The organism is Microvirga pudoricolor, assembly GCF_016892705.1.
In the GTDB taxonomy this organism is placed as follows: domain Bacteria; phylum Pseudomonadota; class Alphaproteobacteria; order Rhizobiales; family Beijerinckiaceae; genus Microvirga; species Microvirga pudoricolor.
Genome location: NZ_JAFEMB010000003.1, coordinates 456,329 through 476,433 on the forward strand (window position 1 = coordinate 456,329; position 20,105 = coordinate 476,433).

A 20,105-nucleotide genomic window follows, 5' to 3' on the forward strand; every position below is an offset into this window, starting at 1 on the left:
CGTACTTATGTAATTCATGCACTCCAGTTGTCGTGGTGGGAACTGTCGAGAGAACGCTTCGGAAGGAGTAATATGCTTCCCATTCCATCCTATAGTGCCAGCTGTCTAGGACAGAGAGGCTGCATTCCTCTGTCTTAAGGCCCGATGCCAGGACATGGCTCTGCAGCTCGGTGCAGGCTGTCATCGCGGCATCGAGGCGGGCGACAGCGAGTTGATGATTGCGGATGGCCCGGTGGGTGGGGTCGGGCCGATTGAGCACAGCCCCCTTGCGGCTGATCCATTTGCAGGCGCTCTGGATCATGCCGGCTGTCCATTTGGAGTGCCGACAATGCGCTCGGTAAAACGTTCAAGCGCATCACCATCCCAATCTAAATCCTCACCCGTTCCATATTAAAACGGAGGCTGCTTTGCGCTTGGCGATCTCAGCCAGAGCACGTACACCCTCTCGACTTAGGCCTAGGGATCTCTACGCTCATCATAAGGCGAGTCCCAATTTTGCTTTGTTCAGGCGGAGCATTTGTTTTACTCTGGCCTCAGTGAAAGCACCGAAAAAGCATCGCTTGTTTGACAAGTACCAGTTTGTCGAGCTTCCTGGCTTCGACGCCCAAGCGATTTGCCCACTCGTCAAGAGCTGATGAGTAGTGTCGAGCAACAAGCCGGGTTTGGTCCGGCACCCGGGTCTTTAGCTGGATAAGTTCGCCTAAAGCCTCGGTGAACAAGGCTCGATCAATCGACATGTCGACACCTCCCAGCACGTTTCTAGCCTGAGTAGGATCAGTGGCTCTAAAACAGGCGAACCCTATCTCAGGTTTCGCTGCCCACAGGGCGGCGCTCCGAACATGGGGGTCAGGGGCGGGATCGACCCTCCAGCTCCAGAGGTGGGGTGCACGATCCGATCATCTTCTCGTTGTGCCAGAGCTGAACCCGCCTCGTTTGTGCAAGACTGCAGGCCCACTCACGCGCTTGCATCTCACTGTCCCAGACGAGAGTTTCTACTGTCGCAAGTCCGGTCGATGGATCCGTGATGACAGCTTGGTAGGGTTGGTTGGGCTTCGATGTGTCGATCATGGTGCACCTCAGAGCCTAGGGCCCTTCGAGGTGCAGGATTGCGCCCAAAGGTCAGTGGTCGACTAAGGAGCCACTGGTCTAGTGCATATGGGGAGCCTGAGCACGATTATAAAGTGCTAAATACTTGCCGGGCCAACTGTGACTGCGAGCCACCGCCAGGATTGCAAAGCCGCTAATGTTCAGATGGCTATTGGCAGCGACGGTGTCGCAGGCAAATCTTCAAGCGTCTGAGATGGAAGTCCCAAGTCTTCACTATTCCCAGGAAGGTCACTCATTCCCAAAGGCGAAACCCCAACAGGCTCCTGATTAGCCGGAAGTCATTCACCGGAAGGGGACAGGATAGGCTCAGGGCCCAGAGCTGGACACCGAGCTGTGGCTGGGAGGGCGCATTAAACATGTCAGACCTGGAGCGAACGTGTCGGATTTCTATTTAAGAATCCGCTTCCACGGGGTCCATTCCCCTAACCCCAAGGAATCCGTTTGTCCTAAACTCGCTGCCGGAATGGTTTCCTTCGATATTTTATCGGGGGCAGAGGCGGCAATGGACGAGGAGGACGAAGTTAACCTGCTGGCTGACTTCGAAGTGCACATTGCCGAGATCGACAACGACTGGCCATCCGAAGGGCTCGTCCATGAAATCAAGGGCACCATCAAGGTCATCAACGAGGCCGTGGAGGACCAAGAGAGGACCGTGAGGTGGCTAAGGGCGCACCTGTTCAATATCGAGAGTCTGGTCAACCGCCGCGTCCATCTCATGGAGCCCTATGACATGCGGTCCCAGCACCTTCAGGACACACTCCTGGAGCTGTTCGATCTGGACGAATACGAGTTCAAGCCGACGGTTGTCAGGAAGACAGGGTTCGACATCCCGAAGTCATTGGTTGGTACCTGCACATCTCGATGCTGTACCTCAATAGGCAGGAGCAAGGGAAAAGGCGGGGCGTGAGCGCTATAAACTTGCTGCGGCGCTACGCAGAGCGACTGAGCCTCCTCGTATCAGCACAGGCATTCCCGGAAGAACCTGAACACATGGAGAAGAGGCCAACCTCGCAGGAGATGGCGGCCCTTGCCCGGTATTACCTCAGTGAGAAGTCTCTGCGATTTAAACAGCTCGGCCGCCTGGATCGAGGTTGGCTCGTCGCCAACTGGTCCATTTGAATGGTAGAAGGCTATCGTGCTCGGATCAACGCTGTCAGCGTCTGGGCCTTAGGAGCACCGGATGCAGGCGTACCAGTTTCTCACGAGAGCAATCTTTGGCGCCGTCAGCCTAGTTCTGATGGCAGTTGCTCTCGGGCTCATCATCTATGCTGGACTACAGCAGGCTGACGCCTTTAGCGCGCCTGACAGAGATATTGGCCAAGCCCTCCTGGACTGCGTTGGCTACATGGTCATCGCTGTCGCAATCTTTGAGGTTGCTAAATACATCTTGGAAGAAGAGGTCATCGACCCCACCCAGATGCGCAATGCCGGCCAAGCCCGACGATCCATTACCAAGTTCGTCTCAACCATTAGCATCGCCATTTTCCTTGAGGCACTCGTGGCGGTGTTTCAGACCAGCAAGGGTCCGGATATCTCCATGATGCTTTACCCCACTCTCCTGTTGTTGAGCGGAGTTGCGATGGTGGTTGGCCTTGGCGTTTACCAAAAGCTCAGTACAGCCGCGGAAGGAGAGGTCCGCAAATCACCGGAGGCAGCGGCTGAAGAGAAGGCTGAACTCGACAGGTTCTGAAACGTCACAACGCTCCTCACACCCACCCATTGACTAACGCCAGGCGGGATGCGGGTCACGCGTTCACGCCCATTCTATCGAGAAAAGGGTGGTTCACTGGTGCGGAGTATGTCGTCCAGAAGGAAGGCCATCTTCTGCGCCAGCCGGCGGCGGACGATGGTGTCGTCAACGTCGAGTTCCAGCACCCGCGCCTCGCGGGCGGGCATCTCCTCCTTCAGATGATCCGCGACGAGACCTGAGAGTTCCTCATCGGTCGGCGGGCGGCCCCACTGGCGCGTCCACATTCCCTTGAGCCACTCGGCATCGGCGGCGGTCATGCGGATGACGGGCAGCGGCTGGATCTCCTGCCGAGCAGTCCCGAAGGCGGAATAGGCCGCAAACAACAGTCCGCCCAGCACAACGAAGTGCAGGAGCGGTTCCTTCAGCGGCCTCATGGATCACACTCCTGGCTGCCTCTACTGTGACTACATTGTAGGCTTTTGCTTGTCCGTTTGGTGCACCGGCTTGGCAATTCCGGACAGTCATCAGGGTTCTTGTCCTGACGGGGCTGGGTGCCCTCGGGGGCGATCACATCTAAATCATCCTCACGTGCTTGCCTGTCGCCGAGGTTTCCTTTGGCACCTGGGGACGCCTCTACTGCCAGGGCCAACCACGGGCAGGCGCTTGCAACGCGGAGGTGTCGTCGTGGCACAGCAGCGACCCTAGGCAAATGTCTGCTCTAGCGTTCGGATCGGACGTTCAGACCGAATACGAGCGTTTAGGTTCCATAAGATAAATTATGCGAATTATTATTCCGTTACAATTCAGAGTTCTTTAGATCTACATGTTGTTGGCCTAGGTTGGCTCAATTTTCGAACGGGAGGCATCCTTTTACCCTCGCAATTTGATGATCTAAGTCAGTCTGCGTCCGGGTGGACCTTCAACCAACTCGTGCGCACTCCTCCGCGATCCAATCGCCGAAACACAGCACGTTTGGGTTCTGCTGATTTTTTTTTGGATGTACAAAGTAATATGCCTCCTCACAGGGCATCGGTTTATCAAAAGCGACGGTTAGAAGCCCAGCTTCGATTTCACGCTGCACTAGAAAGTCTGGCAAAAGAGCAACGCCTAGACCGGCTACAGCGGCCTCAATGACAAGAGAATAATATTCGAATTTGGGCCCAGCGCCCCCGTGCACGCCGCTGGCTCCTGCAAAGTGAAGCCAGTCCCGCCAAAGATCCAAGCGAGTCCCGTGCTGTATCAAGGTCATATTCCGAAGCTCATCGGCCGATTTCAAAGTACCATTTAAGAGCAGCGAGGGCGCGGCAACGGGTATCACTTGCTCAGCCATGAGGTAGCGAAGCGTGGCGCCCGCCCAGCGCGGAGTTCCAAAGTGGATTGCGGCGTGCGCTACCTCGTCCCCGAAATCAAAAGGTCGGATCGCGGAAACTAAATTGATATCAATATGGGGAAACTTCGTCAGAAACCCATTCAATCGTGGTACCAGCCACCGTGACCCAAAAGTTGGCAGGCATGCGAGTGTCAACGCTCCACCCTCACGGCCATGGGTCAAGACACGGGTTGTCGCCACTTCGATCCCATTGAGAAGCTTCCGCAACTCATTCGCATAGTCCTCTGCCGCCAAAGTTGGGACTAGCCTCTGCTTGTCTCGACGAAAGAGACGCTCGCCCAGTTGGTCCTCGAGGCAGGAAATGCGCCGGCTCACCGCGCTCTGCGTGAGGTTGAGCTCCTCCGCGGCCTTAGTGACGGACCGGTTTCTCACGACAGCCTCAAGGCAGGCCAGATCGCGTGTCGGCGGCAGGGTACGTCGCACGATGGTCTCCAGCTCATTCCATTTCAGAATAGGCGGCTCAGCATAAGTCATTTTACAGGCGGCTTGAAAGGGGACATTTTGGGGAGGTCCAACCGGTTTTCCCTGAGGCACATGTGACGAAGCAGAATGACAGACCTGTCGACCGACAGGCCCTTGGCTCCTGTGCCGGCCCTGCCTGATGATCGAGGTGCAAGGCCTTTCGAAGGAGTACATGCTAGCGACCGGGCTTCGGGCTTTGGTCAGTGGACCGCGCCATCGGTCAGTCAAGGCGGTCGACAACATCTCGTTCGCCATTCGGGCCGGAGAGGTTCTGGGCCTGGTCGGTGAATCGGGCTCGGGCAAGTCGACGACCGGAAAGCTGCTGGTCGGCCTCGAAGAGCCGACATCCGGTTCGATCATGATCGACGGGACGGATGCGACCTCGCTGCGCAAGCGCGACCGGAAGGCATTCCATCGCCGCATCCAGATGATCTTCCAGGATCCCTACGGTTCCCTTAATCCCCAGCATACGATCAGCGAGATCGTCGCGCGTCCGCTGATCTATCAGGGTGAAGGCAATCGGGCCGAGATCGCCCGACGGGTGGCCGCCGCCCTGGACGAGGTCGGTCTGCCGTCCGACGGGAATTATCACGATAAATTTCCGCATCAGCTTTCCGGGGGTCAGCGTCAACGGGTTTGCATCGCTCGCGCCATGGTCCTAGAGCCTGCCTTCGTGGTCGCCGACGAACCCATCTCGATGCTCGACGTATCGATCAAATGGGACATCATCCGTCTGCTCAAGCGGCTGGTGCGGGACCACGGCATATCGCTTCTCTACATCACGCACGATCTGGCAACCGTCAGCGTCGTGTGCGACCGCATCGCCATCATGTACAGGGGTACGATCGTCGAGACGGGGCCGGTGAAACAGGTTCTTGCCACGCCGCAGCACGGGTACACACGGGCTCTCATCGCCTCGATCCCGTCGGCCGACCCGGACCACGCCCGCGAGCGGCCTCCCGTCCTGTCAAGGGGCGGTCAATAATGGGACGTTATCTCGCCACCCGCCTATCCCATGTCGTCATCACGCTCTTTGCCATGATGACCCTGACATTCTTTCTGTTCCGCCTCCTGCCCGGCGACCCGACCGCGATGGTCATCAGCCCGGCGCTCGATCCGGCCGCCCAAGAGGCGATGCGGGTCCGCTTCGGTCTCGACCGCCCGCTCGTCGAGCAATATTTCGTCTACCTCGCCAATCTCGCGCGCTTCGATTTCGGATATTCCTTCCGCACGTCCGGGCCTGTCTGGGATCTGATCCAGGGCCGATTGGTCAACACGCTGCTTCTCATTCTGCCGTCCATGACGGCCGCTTATGCGATCGGCGCCTTTCTGGGCGCCTATATCGGCTGGCATCGGGGCAGCAGGACCGAGGCGGGGGTCATCCTTGTCGCCACCATCCTCCAATCCGCGCCGCTCTTTTGGCTTAGCATGTTGGCGATCCTGTTCTTCTCCATCAAGCTCGATCTCTTTCCGACCGGGCACATCGTGTCTCCGGGCTCGTTTCCCGAGCAGACGTGGCGGATGTACCTGACGTGGGACTTCCTCCACCATCTGGCGCTACCCTTCATGGTCAATACGCTCTATCAGCTGTGCTTTCCGTTGCTGCTGATGCGCTCAACCATGCTGTCCACAGTCGGTGAGGATTTCATCGAACTGGCGCGGATGAAAGGCCTGACGGAGCGCCAGGTTCTCTTCCGTCATGCGATGCCCACCTCGCTGCTGCCGCTTGCCACGACCTTGCCGATGATCCTCGGCTGGGCGGTCGCCGGCTCGGTAGTGATCGAAACCATTTTCAGTTGGCCGGGGCTCGGCCTGCTCATGGTCGAGGCCGTCACACAGGCGGATTATCCGCTTGTACAGGGCGCCTTCCTGCTCATCGCGGTACTGACCGTCACAGGCACCTTCGTGGCCGACATGCTCTACGGCATGCTCGACCCGCGCATCGTCTACAGGTGAGCCGGCCATGATCAGACTCTGCAGCACCTTCATCAAAACGGTCTGGGCAACGCGGGCGGGCCGCGTCAGCCTGCTCGTCGTCGTCGGCTGCGTGCTGCTCGCCGTGTTCGGGCCCCTGCTGGCGCCCTACGATCCGACGATGCGCAACTATGACCAAGCCGGCAAGCTTCTCCGCTTGGCCGGACCGTCCTGGGATCATTGGATGGGCACGACTTTGCTTGGGCGCGACATCTTCAGCCAGATGATGTGGGGCGCCCGTCCGGCGCTCCTAGTTGGCGGGATCACGGCCCTGGGCACCGTCGTCATCGGGTTGAACGTAGGCCTGATCGCGGGCTATTTCGGAGGGCGTACGGACGCTATCCTGATGCGCATCACCGACATCTTTCTGGGGCTCCCGTTCCTTCCGTTCATCATCGTCGTGCTCGCCATGACCGGGCGCAGCCTGTGGACGATCATCTTCGCGATGACCATCGTCATGTGGCGCTCGACGGCGCGGGTCATTCGGGCGCAGGTTCTATCTCTGCGCGAGATGCAGTTCGTCTCGGCGGCTCGCATCACGGGTGCAAGCGATTTCGCCATCCTCTATCGCGAGATCGCGCCAAACGTCATGCCGGTGGCACTGGTCAGCACGGCTTTCTCGCTCGCCTGGGCGATCATCACCGAAGCCAGCATCGGTTTTCTTGGTTTCGGCGATCCCACGGTCGTAAGCTGGGGCTCGATCCTGTATGACGCTTATGCGTCGCAGGCTATGTACCGCGCGCCTTGGTGGGTGGTTCCGCCCGGAATCGCCATCATGATCCTCGTATCGGCTGTGTACTTCGTCGGCCGCGCCTATGAGGAAGTCATCAATCCGCGATTGCGGAGCGTCTGACATGCACCAACGATCCAACATCAACGCCGAGCCCGTCCTGCACATCAAGGGCCTCGACCTGTCCTACGCGACGGCTCATGGCAGAGCCGCCGCGCTGACGAACATCTCGCTCTCGCTAGCGCCTGGCGAAAGCTTGGGCCTCGTGGGCGAGTCCGGGTGCGGCAAGAGCACGCTGCTCAAAGCCATCATGGGTGTCATGCCGTCCAATGCGGCGATAGAAGGCGGCCAGGTCATCTTCAAGGGTGCCGACCTCGTCGCCGGCAGCAAGGAAGCATGGCGGAAGGCCAGATGGGCGGGCATTTCCATGATCGCCCAAAGCGCCCTCAACGCGCTCAACCCCGTTCGGCGCATCAGCGCCCAGATCGCCGAGGCAATCCTGACGCACAAGAGCATGCCCAAGTCGGAATTGCGAGCCCGCATCTGCCATCTGTTCGAGATCGTCGGCGTCGATCCCGAACGGATCGACGACTACCCACACCAGTTTTCCGGGGGCATGCGTCAGCGCGTACTGATTGCGATGGCGTTGGCGCTAGAGCCGTCCGTCGTGCTCGCCGATGAGCCGACAACGGCGCTGGACGTGATCGTCCAGGACCAGATTTTCAACCGGCTCCGCGCGTTGCGAGACGAGCTTGACTTCGCCATACTCCTGGTCACGCACGATCTCGCGGTGGTGATCGAGAATTGCGACCGCATCGTCGTCATGTATGGAGGCATGATCGTCGAGACGGGACCGACGCGCGAGGTCGTTCGCGCGCCGTCGCATCCCTATACCCTGGGGCTGCGCAACGCGCTTCCACGCCTTGGGGTGGATTACGAACCGATCGCGATCCCGGGTCGTCCACCAGATCTCGTGGATCCTGCTCCCGGCTGCCGTTTCGCGGCGCGGTGCCCTTTCGCGCTGCCGGTCTGCCGCGTCGTGACGCCCGATCTATTGCCTTCCACGCCTGATCGCGCGGCTCGCTGCCATAGGGCGGGCGAAATGGAAACGCTCGCGTCGCTCGCGGGCAAGGTGGAAACCTGGAACCGGGTCGGCGATCTCGCCAATGCCCCGTGAAATCTCAACCAAGGAGAGCTCAAATGCATTACTTCGCTTATGGAAACTTGATGGACATCAACGTGATGCGCAGGATTGCTCCTACCGCCACGGCGGTCGCCGTGGCCCGTCTCGATGATCACCAGATTTCATTCAAGCGGTGCTCGGATCCCGCGCAAGCCGGTTGCACGCTCGACACCGTAGCGGGCTCCGAGACCTGGGGCATCCAATATGAGCTCTCGGCCGAGGACATGGCGACCCTCGACAAGGCGGCGGGGGTGCCGGCGGGCCACTGGGAACGTAAGTCGGTGACCCTTCGCGATGCCGAGGGTGCCGAGCACGAATCCACCACCTATGTCATCCCGGGGCCGTCAGGCGCCTACAGCCCACCCACCACCTACGTGGATCCGATCTTTCGCGGAGCGAGGGATTTCGACCTTCCCGGCGACTATGTGGCCAAGCTCGAGAAGATCATCGGCGACGCACAGAAGGGTGCCTGAGATGCTTCACCGCATCCGGTCGAACCATCGGCTCTCGCAGGCCGTCGTTGCGAACGGTTTCGTATTTCTGTCCGGCCAAGGATCCGAGGATCCCTCCCTGGACGTGGCTGCTCAAACCAGGGACGTCCTTCACCGTATCGACGAACTGCTGAGGGAGGCTGGAAGCGGCAAGGAACGTATCGTTTTCGCTGACATCTCCCTTTCGGACATCGCCCATGCGAAGGATGTCAACACGGTTTGGGACGCATGGGTCGACCGGTCCGCGCCTCCCGCTCGGGCTTGCGCCGAGAAACGCGTTTCCGCCAAACCCTATCTGGTCGAGATCAGCGTCATCGCGGTGATCTGAGGCGCGATATCTGTCGCGGTATAAAGAAGTCCGCCCCCGCGAGAGCAGGGGCGGACTTTTCGATTACATCGCAAAGGATCATTCTGGAAAGCGCAGCATCCCTTTCGAATCCCAGGTGAAGCCGGCGGCTTTGAGAATGCCCCTCGCTTTGTCGAGATCGTATTCCGGTACCTTCAAGTTCGTGTTGCTCCAGAAGGTGTTGGCAGGAACGATCGGCGAGGGCGTCGGCGTGGCGTCGCCGCCAAGGACCTCTTCGATGATCATCTTGTACGGAATGGCATGCGCAAGGGCCTGCCGGACGGCCTTGTGCGAAAACAGTTCCGTCTTGAGGTTGTAGCGGGCCGACATATGGCCATTCGACTGGGTCTTGATCAGGCGCAGATTTTTCTGGTCGGCGAACTCGCTGATGACTGTGGGAACCAGCGGCTGTAACGAGACGTCGATTTCGCCCTTGCGCAGAGAGGCAGCTAGCACCTCGGCCGAGCCGAACTGGATCATGAGCAGATCGGCAGGTGGCTTCATGAAGTGGCTGGCGTTGCGCTCGAGGTAGATCTCCTGACCTTCCTTCCAGTATTTGAGTTTATAAGCTCCGCTGCCGATGAGATCGATGTTCTTGTAGTCCTGCGGCTTCGCCACGCCCTTGTCCTTGGTCACAGTGTCCCAGATATGCTTCGGCATGATGGGGATTTGGCCAAGGCCCTGCGAGATGAATGAGGCGTTAGCCTTGTTCAACGTAAAGCGGATCTTGTCGCCGTCCGCCACGGCTTCCTTCAAATCGGCCAACACACTCTTGAAGTAGATGGCATCGTTCTGCTTCAGATAGTTGAAGCTGAAGGCGGCATCCGCTGCCGTCACCGGTTTGCCATCCGAGAATTTCATCCCAGCCTTGAGACTGACGTCGATGGTCGTGTCGTTGACGACGTCGATCTTCTCGGCAGCCCACATTTCGGGCTTGCCGTTGGGAGCCGTCACCACCATCCGATCATAGACCAATCCGAGCCGGTCGAGCTCCTCAAGCGTCTTGAACGTCAATGGATTCCAACTCGCCTGATCGATGGTCCAGCCTAGTTTGACCGCAGCCTGACCCTTCTTCGGCTTGAGGCGGAGCAGGTTCCACACTGAACGTATGCCATCGGGCGAGTTCTGGTAACCATCCAATTGAACATTGTCGGTATTGATAGCAGTTGTGTTCTGGACTGAGGCAATGAGCCCCTCAGGCTGCTCGCCCTGGATGAAGGCTTGCATCTCGTTGATGAGGACCCGGCGCTTCTCCGGATCGTACAGCTTGCGTTGCTCTGCACTCATCGCATCGAATTTTTCCGACCTGAATGAGCCGACGTTCATGCCGCCCGGCGCTGAGTTGGTCGACCAGAACTGGGTCGCTGTGAAGAATTCGGGATCCAACCGGGCGGGCGAGCCCGAAAGCACTGACATGACGACGTCAAATTTATGATCCGTGTACCACATACCGAGCATAGGAGCTGGAAAGGGCTGCGCGTTCAGTTGAACCGGTATTCCGAGCTTGCGCCATGCTTCAGCTATATAGTTGCTGGTCTCGTAGTAGTGCTGATACTTAGCAGCTGGCCAAGTCAGAAAATCAATCGGTGGTACCGCCTTGCCTTCCGCGGCAGCGATCGTCGGACCGGCAAGCGCAGTCACGCCAGCACAAAAGGAAATCCATTTCTTCATAAGCCGCTCCCATTATTGCTTCCCAATGTCTGATTGTAATCGTGAAGTGACGGGAGCGATAATGACTTGATACGCTATCCTCATTCCAAAACAGCATGCGCCGGTTCGAATTTTAGACCCTGGGCGTCGGGCTTTTTCTGGACCAGACAAGGATCTGGCAGCGGCATTAGCCTGCGAGTTAATGATAGCTGGCATTTCGTCGGTAAGCAGATCGATCTGAGGTCGTTGGCCTTCGATAACTCTAGGACGCACTAATCAAACGCTGCATCGTAATGTAATACTGATACAATTGCGTGCTCCCTTGTGCTGCAGTTTCTGTTCTTGCGCGAGCTGTTCTCGCAGGAGGTTCAGACTGCCAGCAATCCTGGCCGGGGCAGGGTGCGTGGCCTGTCGCCTGGCCCTGGGGCTGTGTGCAGGCAGTGGATCGGGGAAGGGGTATTGCTGCATCGTCTATGTTTAGCACTGTGACCTCGAGCAGGCTCCAGCAGGTTGGTGGCGTTACTCTGACAGGTGCCATTGCCACCAACAGGCTGGCCCACTACGAAGCAACTGAAAGCAGGGCGGCGGTGACCAGTGTCATTCTCCTCCTGACCTGAGGGTCTTTGAATCAATTATCCTAACATATGCAGTTTCTGCAACTTTTGGGAGAATTCGGGACTTGTGTCTCGTAAAAACCGGGGTTTATACCACCTACAGATTGGCCCACCCATCAAAGCGTCTGCTGAGACAGCATTGAACCCGGCCAAGGCAATAGGGCCAAACTAACTGGCGCCGTGGTGTCGCTGCGCCATATTGCACAGGAGATCGCGGTTGAGCATGAGTTGGCCAAGCGGCGTGCCAATGAGCTGGTTACGCAGATTGTCGAGGTCATCACCAAGCGGTTGAGGAAGGGCGACAAGATCCGCTTGTCAGGTCTGGGCATCCTGTAGGTGAAGAAGCGGGCCACCCGCATGGGCCGCGATCCAGCCACAGGCGAGGCGATCAAAATCAAAGCCTCCAAGAAGATCGCGTTCCGAACCGCTAAGGAACTTAAAGACAGTATTTGACGGGAGGTCGGACCAGAGCAGTCCAGGGTGCCCAGGGGAGGGGCTCTACCTCAACGTTCCCGCCCCTCACCCTGCTGCCAGATCGTCACCTGCTATCTAAGACATTGATACAAGCCGGCTGGGCCGAAACGGTGCGAGAGCGTCTAGATTGGTATCGTCCAGCAATTCTGCTGCGACCATCGTCCCGACCGCAGGGGCGAGCGTCACTCCACTGTGCATGATAGCAACATAGTATCCGGCGATGCTGGGGAGGGGCCCGATTGCTGGTAATCCATCGGCCGGAATGGCTCTGATTCCGAGTTTGACCTCACTGGCCCTCATAGATGCCAGCTTTGGGAACATGCGGCTCGCTTCCTCGATCAAAGAGATGACCTCAGGCATGGCAGTATCAACCACCGTGTCAGGGCCTAACATATGAATGGCGTCATTCTTACAGATCAGGAGCCCGCCTGATCGATCAGGCCGGATGTGACAGCGCGGGGTGAATAGCACATGGTTGAGATCAATTCCCGGCGCATCAACATAAACGAGTAGACCATAGCTGGGACTCATGGGAACTTGGAGTTCATTCGGCAAAACCGAGTCGTCAGCCCATCGGCCCATACAGTTAACGACAACATCTGCGCGGTATGACAAGGCGTCGTCGGTCTCGATGCCTAGAACCTGTTGGCCATCCCACTCAATACCGGTCACTCGCGTGTTTGTAACCACGTGTGTACCGAGTGCCGAAGCTGCCGCCAAGAGACCGCGTACATATGAGGCTGTGTCGAGCCATCCTTCATCGGGAAAGAAGGTAACCTGAGCATCGGCAATTCCTACCCGGTCAATGACCGGTTCATAATCGATAGCTTGATCTCTCGTGATCCAACAAGCGTTGTAGCCCCAGTCTTGGAGGCGTTCGACGTTCTGGACATGAGCATCGCGATCAGCCGCGTCACGCCACTCAAGGCACCCAGTCTCGTGGTACCAGTCTCCCTTGAGTTCCTTTGCAATTTCCCGATGGGCAGCTCTCCCGGCGACGTTGAGATCATGATAAGCTCGCGGGGACTTGTCATGAGCGTTCACCCACGCAAAGCTGGTTGAGGATGTCCCTGAGCCAATCTCTCCAGCCTCAATGACTGTCACCTTTGCTCCGCCTTGAGCAAGACGGAACGCGACTGAAGCCCCAATCACTCCTGCACCAATAACGATGAACGACCGCTGGGACACAAGCTCTTCCTCGTTTATGCTTAGAGAGTGGCACTAAGGTCTGAGACAGCCAACGATTCACTTATCGAACAGACCTGCGGCTGTGCAAGTCCGTTCGGTTCAATTTTGTTTCCGCCTGAGCCTGTGTCATCACTTGGCGAATTCGATATAAGAGAGAACGTAGCCATTGATCCATTGTGGGCTCCCTTCTCAAAACGATCCTCGATCGGAGTCTCAGAACTTCGCGTAACGGCGGGGTCTGAGGCCAGCGTGGAACCAATTCACAAGCGAGACCGTATCGTAGACTGGAAGCCCAACCTCATCAGCGATGTCCGCTGTGAATGGAGCCAAGTTCGTACACTCAGACACAAGTGCTCCGATCTCGGGATGGTCCGACACGAAGCGTTTGGCGACGGCCAGAACTTCAGCCCTCAGTGTCTCGTAAGAGACGCTAGTGTCACCATGCTTGATCCAGCGCACGAACTCTGAGTCCTGAGACATTCCCGCAACTGGTGTGTCCTGCGGGATGCCGACCGCGTCAAAGTACTGCCCGTTCAGGACCTCGCCATTGTACGTGAGGACTCCGACGCGCTTGCCAGTGGGGATAAGCTGCTGGACCATGGGGAGCTGAAGCAAGCTGCTCGTTGCGACAGGCACTGAGCAGAAGTCAGCAAGCTCCCTCTGGTAGATCGACAAGAAGCCGCAGGTCGTTGTGATCCCATCAACCCCAGCGTCGATGAGCTCCTGCGCTGCCCGCTTGAAGGGCTCGAGCAGGCTTACATTATGAAGATCTGTCATCCCTGCTGGAACAGCGTCCTGGACAATCTTGTACTGAACCGGAAAGTCCCAGGTCTCGGCGTTGCCGATGTCCCCAAGGTAGCGTTGGAAACTCGTGTTGACCATCAGAATGCCGATGGTCACACCATAGAATGTCTTTTTACGCATAGGATTCGATCATAGCTCGCTATCGCTTCAATCGGGTCGGCCGGTCGCCCTAGGCAGGTTCGAGCTCAACGACGAACGGCTCCAGGTAATCATCCAGATCAACCTCGAGGATCGTGTTGAAGATGTTGGTGGCAACCATCGTTCCTGCAAATCCGATGAGTGTGACCACTCCTGCTTCATCAAAATGCTGGCGGAGTTCCTGCCAGACATCGTCGGTGAGCTTTCCGCGTCTCTCACCAATGGATTGCCCAATCTTGAGCAGGACTGTCTCAACCTCAGTTGGCGCAAAGTCCTTCGGCTCCACCCCTGCTTCGTTCAGCAGCCGACGGAAAAACGTCGCGCACAGGACGCAGTCCGATCCTGTCGAGATGGCGTAGGCAAAAACGTTGAAGGCCCGGAGCCCGACGAGATCCTTCGCCGCCTTCTGCAATTCATAGAAGCCTTTGTACGTCCGGTAAGCAGGCAGGGAGTGCAGGATTGCCTTCTTCATATTCGTGACTTGACCGACCCGAGCGATCTCGTCGTCATATGCGGCATCCTGTTCGGACGTCCCGTGACCTTGCTGGACAGCGCTAATCCTGCTCATGCTAACCTCGTCTGCCTCAAACGTTACTTACCGCCCGCTTATCTGTCGCCTGGCCGGAAGAGTGCTTACCAAGCCGGAATGACGGTACCGTTGAAGCGCTGAATGATGTAGCTCTTGATCGGCTCAGACTCAAACACCGCAATGAAGCGCTTGACGCGAGGGTCCTCAACCTTGTCGTTACGGGCGGCCCAAACGATGGCCCAGGGCGAGGTTTTATCCTCCAGCATGATGGCCGTCTTGGGATCAAGGCCGGCGAGGACGCCCTTATTGAGGGTGACGAAGGCTGCTCCAAGATCGCTTAGGGAGCGAGGAAGCATGATCTCATCAAGCAGAATGATATCGAACTTTTTTGGGTTCTCGGCAATGTCTCGAACGCTGGCATTGATCGAGGAGCCATCCTTGAGCTTGATCAGGCCTGCTTTGTGAAGGAGTGCAAGAGCACGAGACTCGTTGGCGGGATCGTTCGGAATACCGATCTTCGCACCATTGGGGATCTCAGCAAGGGATTTATACTGGGCGGAGTAGATCCCACCTGGGGCTACGAAAGCAGGTTTGATGGCAACGATCTTATAGCCCCGCGACTCGTTCTGCTTCTGCATGTAGGGCACATGCTGGAAGTTATTGACGTCGATATCGCCTGCTTGGGTGGCTTCGTTGATCTGGGTCGGCTCTGTGAATTCCGTGACCTCGACCTTGAGGCCCTCAGCGTTGGCTTTCTTGGCCGCCTCTTTCAGGAAGTCGGCGTAGGGACCGGGGGACGCTCCGACGCGAAGCGCTCCGTCGGCCGCATAGGAAGCGCCACCTAAGGCGATCAAGAATGCTGTAGCAACGCCTTGAACGAGACGGATCTTCATGGGCCATTCTCCTGAACAGCGAAACATTCAACCGAACGATGCTTCGCTTATTGTCGATTGCATACAATAATCAAAACAGGGCAGGGTATCTGGGTCAATTCTAAATACCGGCCGATTTGGAGAATAATATTCTCTTCACCAAACAAAACGTACTTTATGACGAACGTTTGGCGCGTGCAAGGTTACGTCACCACCCTCCTTTTGTGCCAAGCTCGATCTTGGGCGGCCACTGCCACTGGGCTAAATAAACACCCATGATTGATGGAGCGAAGCGACTTGTGATGGCTGAAGCTGAGGGACAATTGCGGCTTGTACCTTTAGGAGCGCCTTTGGCTGGCTTGACACCTGTTGCCGCCCAACCATTACCCCAACAGATCGCCAGCCACCTGCGGGATATGATCATCCATGATATCTTGAAGCCAGGCGAGCGCATCCGTGAGGTGCCACTCTCGGCAGAGCTTAAGGTGTCCCGCACGCCGCTCCGCGATGCCCTCAAAATCCTTGCGGTCGAGCGGCTGGTTGATCTTGCCCCTAATCGGGGGGCGGTCGTGACAGATCTCAGCATTGAGGAGATGCGGGATCTGCTCCGGGTCTATTCCTCACTTGAGGGGTTAGGCGCCCAAATGGCCTGTGAGCGGGCTCTGCCGGCTGACATCACCGCAATCCATGACTGGCAACACGAGATGCTGGCGGCTTTTGAACGGAATGACCGGCTCCGGTATTTCCGGGCAAACCAAGCCTTTCATCTCAACATCATCAAAGCCTCACGGAATGCTTCGCTCATCGAGGTGCATGGGCAGCTCAATCTCCGGCTTTACCGGGTTCGCTATCTCGCGATTATGCAGCAAAAGGAATGGACCTTTGTCAGCAGTCAGCACGAAGCGATACTAGCCGCTCTCGATCAACGTGATGGACCGCTACTCTCGCGCCTTCTGATCGAGCATCTCTCTGGTGCCTGGCGAGCAATCGCAACGTTGGAGGCGGCGAGCGTCGCACAGGATCACCAGACACGGTCCGGCACGCTCTCCTGACGAAAGGGCAGGGGGCTTGGCCTCCTGGGCAAGGTTTGACGATGTTACCATCACCCGAAAAGCCGACATTGGCGACCCACTGGGGCACCTATCATGAAATGATTACAGCCCTTCCGGCCAACCCCTGGATGCATGACATCGTCGTTCATCCCCTGGCCAAGCATCCGGTCGACCCGACCACCTTCACTGTGTCCTAAGGACGGTAGAAGATGTCGGCGGCTCATTTGGTGCCTCCTGATGGGCTGCCGACACCGCGTCGCTATTGGGCCCTTTTGGCCATCGCCATCGCCGTCGTGATGGCGGTCATCGATGCATCCCTCGTCAACCTCGCCCTCCCGGCTATCGCGGCGGACTTCTCCGAGGATCCTGCTCTCGCGGTATGGACGGTCGGCGCCTATCAACTGGCCGTCACCATCTCCCTGTTTCCTCTCTCTTCGTTAGGGGATCGGATTGGATACCGCGAGATCTACTGCGGTGGGCTTCTCGTATTTACGCTGGCCTCCTTGGCTTGTGCGATCTCACCCGGTCTTCCTTTCCTCATCGCGGCGCGAGTGTGTCAAGGGCTGGGGGCTTCCGGAATCATGAGCGTCAATCTTGCTCTGGTTCGCTTTATCTATCCCAGAGCCTCCCTCGGCCGGGGAATTGGTTACAACACACTGATTGTGGCCCTGTCGGCCACAGCGGGGCCCAGTGTATCGTCTTTGGTGCTTTCAGCCGCTTCGTGGCCGTGGCTTTTCCTGCTCAACATTCCTCTTGGGATCGTAGCAATCTCCATCGGCTTTGCTGTCCTGCCGAAAACACCCAAGCGCAGCCATGCCTTCGACATGTCAGGCGCCCTAATCAGCGCTCTCGCGTTCACCTTGCTCATGCTGGCCATCGACGGCCTGGGGCGGGAGCGTCCTGCCTGGGCGACGATCCTCATGGCGCTTTGCGGAGGCCTCGGACTTGCCTGGTTGTTCTACCATCAGACCCGGCAAGCCCATCCCATTATTCCGCTAGATCTTTTGAGGCGCGTCGCCGTCCGCTTGGCAGCCGCGACTGCCGTTCTCTCCTATATTGTCCAAGGCCTGATGTTTACGGCCCTGCCGTTTTTTCTCCACGTACAGACTGGATTTTCGGCTCTTGAAACGGGTCTCGCCATGACACCATGGCCGATGGCCATTGCGATCGTTTCGCCGTTCTCAGGCCGACTGTCGGATCACCTTTCGGCAGGCGTTCTAGGCACCGTCGGTCTCGCACTCTTGACAGTCGGGGTGTCCTGTATCGCTCTGTCGGCCGATCCTTCCGTTACATCTGTCATGTGGCAGATGGCCTTGTGCGGGGTAGGTTTTGCCCTGTTTCAGGTCCCCAACAGCAAAGCGATCGTGATCGGCGCTCCCTTGGAGCGGAGCGGCGCAGCCAGTGCCATCCAGTCGGCTGCTCGCCTCATCGGACAGACGGTTGGTGCAGCCCTCGTCTCTATGGTTTTCGGGTTGTCTCATTCTCTTGCGGCCGGTCAAGCCCTTTACCTTGCGATGATATTCGCTCTCATGGCCTGCAGCGTCAGTGCCATGAGACTACGACCAGCTCCACCGGGTCGAGAGCGATGACGACCTGGATAGTCCTCAGGCAGCCGTTCCGCTGGCCGCCGCCATGCGCTCACAACTGAGTCCACCGCTCTTCGAAATGGATCTGTCAATGACTACAAACGCCGCCCTTCTGTCCCGCCGAAACGCTGCCGTCGTTCGCGGCATCGGCCATACAACGCCAATCTCCGCCGAACGGGCTCTCAACGCCGAGATATGGGACGTGGAAGGACGCCGATACGTCGACTTCGCGGGAGGTATCGCTGTCCTCAACACGGGTCACTGCCATCCCAGGATCCTCGCGGCCGTCAAGGATCAGATGGAGCGCTTCACACACACGTGCTTTCAGGTGTTGATGTACGAGCCTTACATCACCTTAGCCGAGAGGCTCAATGCACTGGCCCCCCTATCGGGGGCGGTGAAGTCTGCTTTCTTCACCACCGGCGCCGAGGCGACAGAGAATGCCGTCAAGATCTCCCGTGCCGCCACGGGCCGCTCCGGCGTCATCGCCTTTACGGGCAGTTTCCATGGTCGCACGATCCTGGCCTCGGCCATGACCGGCAAGGTCGTACCCTACAAGAAGGGGCTAGGACCGGCGTTGCCGGACGTCTGGCACGTTCCGTTCCCAATGTCCAAAGGTGACGTCACCGTCGAGGACGCCCTCAAATATCTCGGCTTCATCTTCAAGGCCGATGTCGACCCCAGCCGGGTTGCTGCCATCATCATCGAGCCGGTTCAGGGCGAGGGGGGCTTCCACCAGGCGCCGCCGGAGCTGATGCGAGCTCTGCGCCACATCTGCGACGAGCACGGCATCGTGCTCGTCGCCGACGAGGTGCAAACCGGCTTCGGTCGCACCGGCACGATGTTTGCCATGGAGCATTACGATGTCGAACCGGATCTGATCTGCGTGGCCAAGAGCATGGCGGGAGGCTTTCCGCTTTCGGGAGTCATCGGTCGCGCCCCCATTATGGACGCAGCTGACCCTGGCGGGCTCGGTGGTACCTATGCTGGCAATCCGCTCGCCTGCGCGGCGGCCCTGGCGGTGCTCGATGTCTTCGAGGAGGAGCGGCTCCTGGAGCGGTCACACATCATCGGCCAAAGACTGAAGGCGAGGCTGGAAGCCTTGCAGACTCGCAACGACTTGCTGCCGATTCGGGGGATTCGCGGTCCCGGCGCCATGGTGGCCTTCGACATTGTCAAGGACCGGGGTGGCGACGAGCCGGATGCGGCGGCCACCCGAAGGGTGACACAGCGGGCTTACGAGAACGGCTTGATCCTGCTCTCCTGCGGCACGAATGCCAACACGATCCGGATCCTGGTGCCGCTCACCGCCTCGGATGCGATCGTAGACGAGGGCCTTGAGATGCTGGAGCAGGCGCTCGCCGCCTGACGGCGCCCGCCGTCTTACACATGCTTGGAGGCCTGCCATGACAGCGCAGTTGAAGTCTCAGGAACGCCGGGTTCTTGACCTGAAGGACCCGTCGCTTTTCACCGACAAGGCTTATGTGGCGGGCGAGTGGGTGGGGGCGTCGGGCGGCAAGCTCATCGCGGTCACCGATCCCTTCGACGGCGCTCTCATCGCCGAGGTGCCCGATCTCGGCCCCGACGCCGTGCGCCGCGCCATCGACAAGGCCCACGCGGTCCAGTCGGACTGGGCCCGGCGCACCGCCAAGGAGCGCGCGCAGGTGCTGCGCCGGTGGTACGACCTCATCGTCGAGAATGCCGACGACCTGGCGCTGATCCTCACCACCGAGCAGGGCAAGCCGTTGCCTGAGGCCAAGGGCGAGGTCTTGTCCAATGCCTCCTACATCGAGTGGTTCGCGGAAGAAGCCAAGCGCATCGACGG

General features: G+C 58.4%; 20 protein-coding genes and 1 pseudogene. 14 read left to right on the forward strand and 7 right to left on the reverse strand.

Translation table 11 applies throughout. From position 1 onward, the window contains the following. Positions 1-1,483: 1,483 nt before the first annotated feature. Positions 1,484-2,014, forward strand: coding sequence for a hypothetical protein (locus ILT42_RS13825; protein ID WP_204216193.1), 531 nt, complete (start codon positions 1,484-1,486; stop codon positions 2,012-2,014). Positions 2,015-2,287: 273 nt separating this feature from the next. Beyond that, the gene (locus tag ILT42_RS13830; protein WP_204216194.1) at positions 2,288-2,797 is read left to right on the forward strand and encodes a hypothetical protein; all 510 of its coding nucleotides are present in this window, start codon (positions 2,288-2,290) and stop codon (positions 2,795-2,797) included. 74 nt (positions 2,798-2,871) lie between these two features. Here the strand turns inward: ILT42_RS13830 and ILT42_RS13835 are convergent, their stop codons facing one another. Together ILT42_RS13835 and ILT42_RS13840 are read right to left on the reverse strand one after the other, a co-directional pair. Beyond that, complete coding sequence (locus ILT42_RS13835; protein ID WP_204216195.1) at positions 2,872-3,231, reverse strand: hypothetical protein; 360 nt, start codon at positions 3,229-3,231, stop codon at positions 2,872-2,874. A gap of 485 nt (positions 3,232-3,716) precedes the next feature. Continuing rightward, positions 3,717-4,610, reverse strand: coding sequence for a LysR substrate-binding domain-containing protein (locus tag ILT42_RS13840; protein WP_204216196.1), 894 nt, complete (start codon positions 4,608-4,610; stop codon positions 3,717-3,719). 211 nt (positions 4,611-4,821) lie between these two features. On the opposite strand from ILT42_RS13840, the gene ILT42_RS13845 reads away from it, so the two are divergent. The 6 genes from ILT42_RS13845 to ILT42_RS13870 are packed head-to-tail and all read left to right on the forward strand — an operon-like array spanning position 4,822 to position 9,355. Then, positions 4,822-5,634 (forward strand): ATP-binding cassette domain-containing protein, encoded by an 813-nt coding sequence (locus ILT42_RS13845; protein WP_204216197.1) that lies wholly within the window; start codon positions 4,822-4,824, stop codon positions 5,632-5,634. Further along, positions 5,634-6,605, forward strand: a complete 972-nt coding sequence (locus tag ILT42_RS13850) for an ABC transporter permease (protein ID WP_204216198.1) — start codon at positions 5,634-5,636, stop codon at positions 6,603-6,605. Before ILT42_RS13845 ends, ILT42_RS13850 begins: the two co-directional genes overlap by 1 nt. A 7-nt stretch (positions 6,606-6,612) precedes the next feature. Next, entirely contained in the window at positions 6,613-7,476 is an 864-nt protein-coding gene (locus ILT42_RS13855) for an ABC transporter permease (RefSeq protein WP_204216199.1), read from the forward strand. A gap of 1 nt (position 7,477) precedes the next feature. Next, positions 7,478-8,530, forward strand: a complete 1,053-nt coding sequence (locus ILT42_RS13860; RefSeq protein ID WP_204216200.1) for an ABC transporter ATP-binding protein — start codon at positions 7,478-7,480, stop codon at positions 8,528-8,530. Between the two features lie 23 nt (positions 8,531-8,553). Next, positions 8,554-9,009, forward strand: a complete 456-nt coding sequence (locus ILT42_RS13865; RefSeq protein ID WP_204216201.1) for a gamma-glutamylcyclotransferase — start codon at positions 8,554-8,556, stop codon at positions 9,007-9,009. A gap of 1 nt (position 9,010) precedes the next feature. Next, complete coding sequence (locus ILT42_RS13870) at positions 9,011-9,355, forward strand: RidA family protein (protein WP_204216202.1); 345 nt, start codon at positions 9,011-9,013, stop codon at positions 9,353-9,355. 78 nt (positions 9,356-9,433) lie between these two features. On the opposite strand, the gene ILT42_RS13875 is transcribed toward ILT42_RS13870, so the two are convergent. After that, entirely contained in the window at positions 9,434-11,044 is a 1,611-nt protein-coding gene (locus ILT42_RS13875) for an ABC transporter substrate-binding protein (protein WP_204216203.1), read from the reverse strand. Positions 11,045-11,775: 731 nt separating this feature from the next. On the opposite strand from ILT42_RS13875, the pseudogene ILT42_RS22880 reads away from it, so the two are divergent. Beyond that, a pseudogene (locus ILT42_RS22880) lies at positions 11,776-12,090 on the forward strand (HU family DNA-binding protein). Positions 12,091-12,186: 96 nt separating this feature from the next. Here the strand turns inward: ILT42_RS22880 and ILT42_RS13890 are convergent. The 4 genes from ILT42_RS13890 to ILT42_RS13905 all read right to left on the reverse strand — a co-directional run bounded on the left by ILT42_RS13890 (position 12,187) and on the right by ILT42_RS13905 (position 15,663). Continuing rightward, positions 12,187-13,299 (reverse strand): NAD(P)/FAD-dependent oxidoreductase, encoded by a 1,113-nt coding sequence (locus ILT42_RS13890; RefSeq protein ID WP_204216206.1) that lies wholly within the window; start codon positions 13,297-13,299, stop codon positions 12,187-12,189. Positions 13,300-13,512: 213 nt separating this feature from the next. Then, the gene (locus ILT42_RS13895) at positions 13,513-14,223 is read right to left on the reverse strand and encodes an aspartate/glutamate racemase family protein (RefSeq protein ID WP_204216207.1); all 711 of its coding nucleotides are present in this window, start codon (positions 14,221-14,223) and stop codon (positions 13,513-13,515) included. A gap of 49 nt (positions 14,224-14,272) precedes the next feature. Continuing rightward, entirely contained in the window at positions 14,273-14,809 is a 537-nt protein-coding gene (locus ILT42_RS13900; protein WP_204216208.1) for a carboxymuconolactone decarboxylase family protein, read from the reverse strand. A 65-nt stretch (positions 14,810-14,874) separates the two neighbouring features. Beyond that, a complete protein-coding gene (locus tag ILT42_RS13905; protein ID WP_204216209.1) occupies positions 14,875-15,663 on the reverse strand; it encodes a MetQ/NlpA family ABC transporter substrate-binding protein in 789 nt (262 codons plus the stop codon). 281 nt (positions 15,664-15,944) lie between these two features. Between ILT42_RS13905 and ILT42_RS13910 the strand changes: the two genes are divergently transcribed. From ILT42_RS13910 to ILT42_RS13930, 5 genes are all read left to right on the forward strand, one after another. Further along, entirely contained in the window at positions 15,945-16,694 is a 750-nt protein-coding gene (locus ILT42_RS13910) for a GntR family transcriptional regulator (RefSeq protein WP_204216210.1), read from the forward strand. 41 nt (positions 16,695-16,735) lie between these two features. Then, positions 16,736-16,891 (forward strand): hypothetical protein, encoded by a 156-nt coding sequence (locus ILT42_RS13915; protein ID WP_204216211.1) that lies wholly within the window; start codon positions 16,736-16,738, stop codon positions 16,889-16,891. Positions 16,892-16,903: 12 nt separating this feature from the next. Further along, the gene (locus ILT42_RS13920; RefSeq protein ID WP_204216212.1) at positions 16,904-18,283 is read left to right on the forward strand and encodes an MFS transporter; all 1,380 of its coding nucleotides are present in this window, start codon (positions 16,904-16,906) and stop codon (positions 18,281-18,283) included. Positions 18,284-18,371: 88 nt separating this feature from the next. Continuing rightward, positions 18,372-19,649 carry a 4-aminobutyrate--2-oxoglutarate transaminase gene (gene gabT / locus ILT42_RS13925; RefSeq protein ID WP_204216213.1) on the forward strand — a complete coding sequence of 426 codons (1,278 nt, stop codon included), beginning with the start codon at positions 18,372-18,374 and terminating at the stop codon, positions 19,647-19,649. A gap of 37 nt (positions 19,650-19,686) precedes the next feature. Then, positions 19,687-20,105 (forward strand): aldehyde dehydrogenase family protein (locus tag ILT42_RS13930; RefSeq protein ID WP_204216214.1); only part of this gene is annotated, 419 nt, incomplete at its 3' end.

Excerpts from the sequence above, each read along its gene's own strand:
- ILT42_RS13830 (WP_204216194.1), top strand. The coding sequence starts at position 2,288 with ATGCAGGCGTACCAGTTTCTCACGAGAGCAATCTTTGGCGCCGTCAGC.
- ILT42_RS13835 (WP_204216195.1), bottom strand. The coding sequence starts at position 3,231 with ATGAGGCCGCTGAAGGAACCGCTCCTGCACTTCGTTGTGCTGGGCGGA.
- ILT42_RS13845 (WP_204216197.1), top strand. The coding sequence starts at position 4,822 with ATGCTAGCGACCGGGCTTCGGGCTTTGGTCAGTGGACCGCGCCATCGG.
- ILT42_RS13850 (WP_204216198.1), top strand. The coding sequence starts at position 5,634 with ATGGGACGTTATCTCGCCACCCGCCTATCCCATGTCGTCATCACGCTC.
- ILT42_RS13855 (WP_204216199.1), top strand. The coding sequence starts at position 6,613 with ATGATCAGACTCTGCAGCACCTTCATCAAAACGGTCTGGGCAACGCGG.
- ILT42_RS13860 (WP_204216200.1), top strand. The coding sequence starts at position 7,478 with ATGCACCAACGATCCAACATCAACGCCGAGCCCGTCCTGCACATCAAG.
- ILT42_RS13865 (WP_204216201.1), top strand. The coding sequence starts at position 8,554 with ATGCATTACTTCGCTTATGGAAACTTGATGGACATCAACGTGATGCGC.
- ILT42_RS13870 (WP_204216202.1), top strand. The coding sequence starts at position 9,011 with ATGCTTCACCGCATCCGGTCGAACCATCGGCTCTCGCAGGCCGTCGTT.
- ILT42_RS13875 (WP_204216203.1), bottom strand. The coding sequence starts at position 11,044 with ATGAAGAAATGGATTTCCTTTTGTGCTGGCGTGACTGCGCTTGCCGGT.
- ILT42_RS13895 (WP_204216207.1), bottom strand. The coding sequence starts at position 14,223 with ATGCGTAAAAAGACATTCTATGGTGTGACCATCGGCATTCTGATGGTC.
- ILT42_RS13900 (WP_204216208.1), bottom strand. The coding sequence starts at position 14,809 with ATGAGCAGGATTAGCGCTGTCCAGCAAGGTCACGGGACGTCCGAACAG.
- ILT42_RS13905 (WP_204216209.1), bottom strand. The coding sequence starts at position 15,663 with ATGAAGATCCGTCTCGTTCAAGGCGTTGCTACAGCATTCTTGATCGCC.
- ILT42_RS13910 (WP_204216210.1), top strand. The coding sequence starts at position 15,945 with ATGGCTGAAGCTGAGGGACAATTGCGGCTTGTACCTTTAGGAGCGCCT.
- ILT42_RS13915 (WP_204216211.1), top strand. The coding sequence starts at position 16,736 with ATGTTACCATCACCCGAAAAGCCGACATTGGCGACCCACTGGGGCACC.
- ILT42_RS13920 (WP_204216212.1), top strand. The coding sequence starts at position 16,904 with ATGTCGGCGGCTCATTTGGTGCCTCCTGATGGGCTGCCGACACCGCGT.
- gabT (WP_204216213.1), top strand. The coding sequence starts at position 18,372 with ATGACTACAAACGCCGCCCTTCTGTCCCGCCGAAACGCTGCCGTCGTT.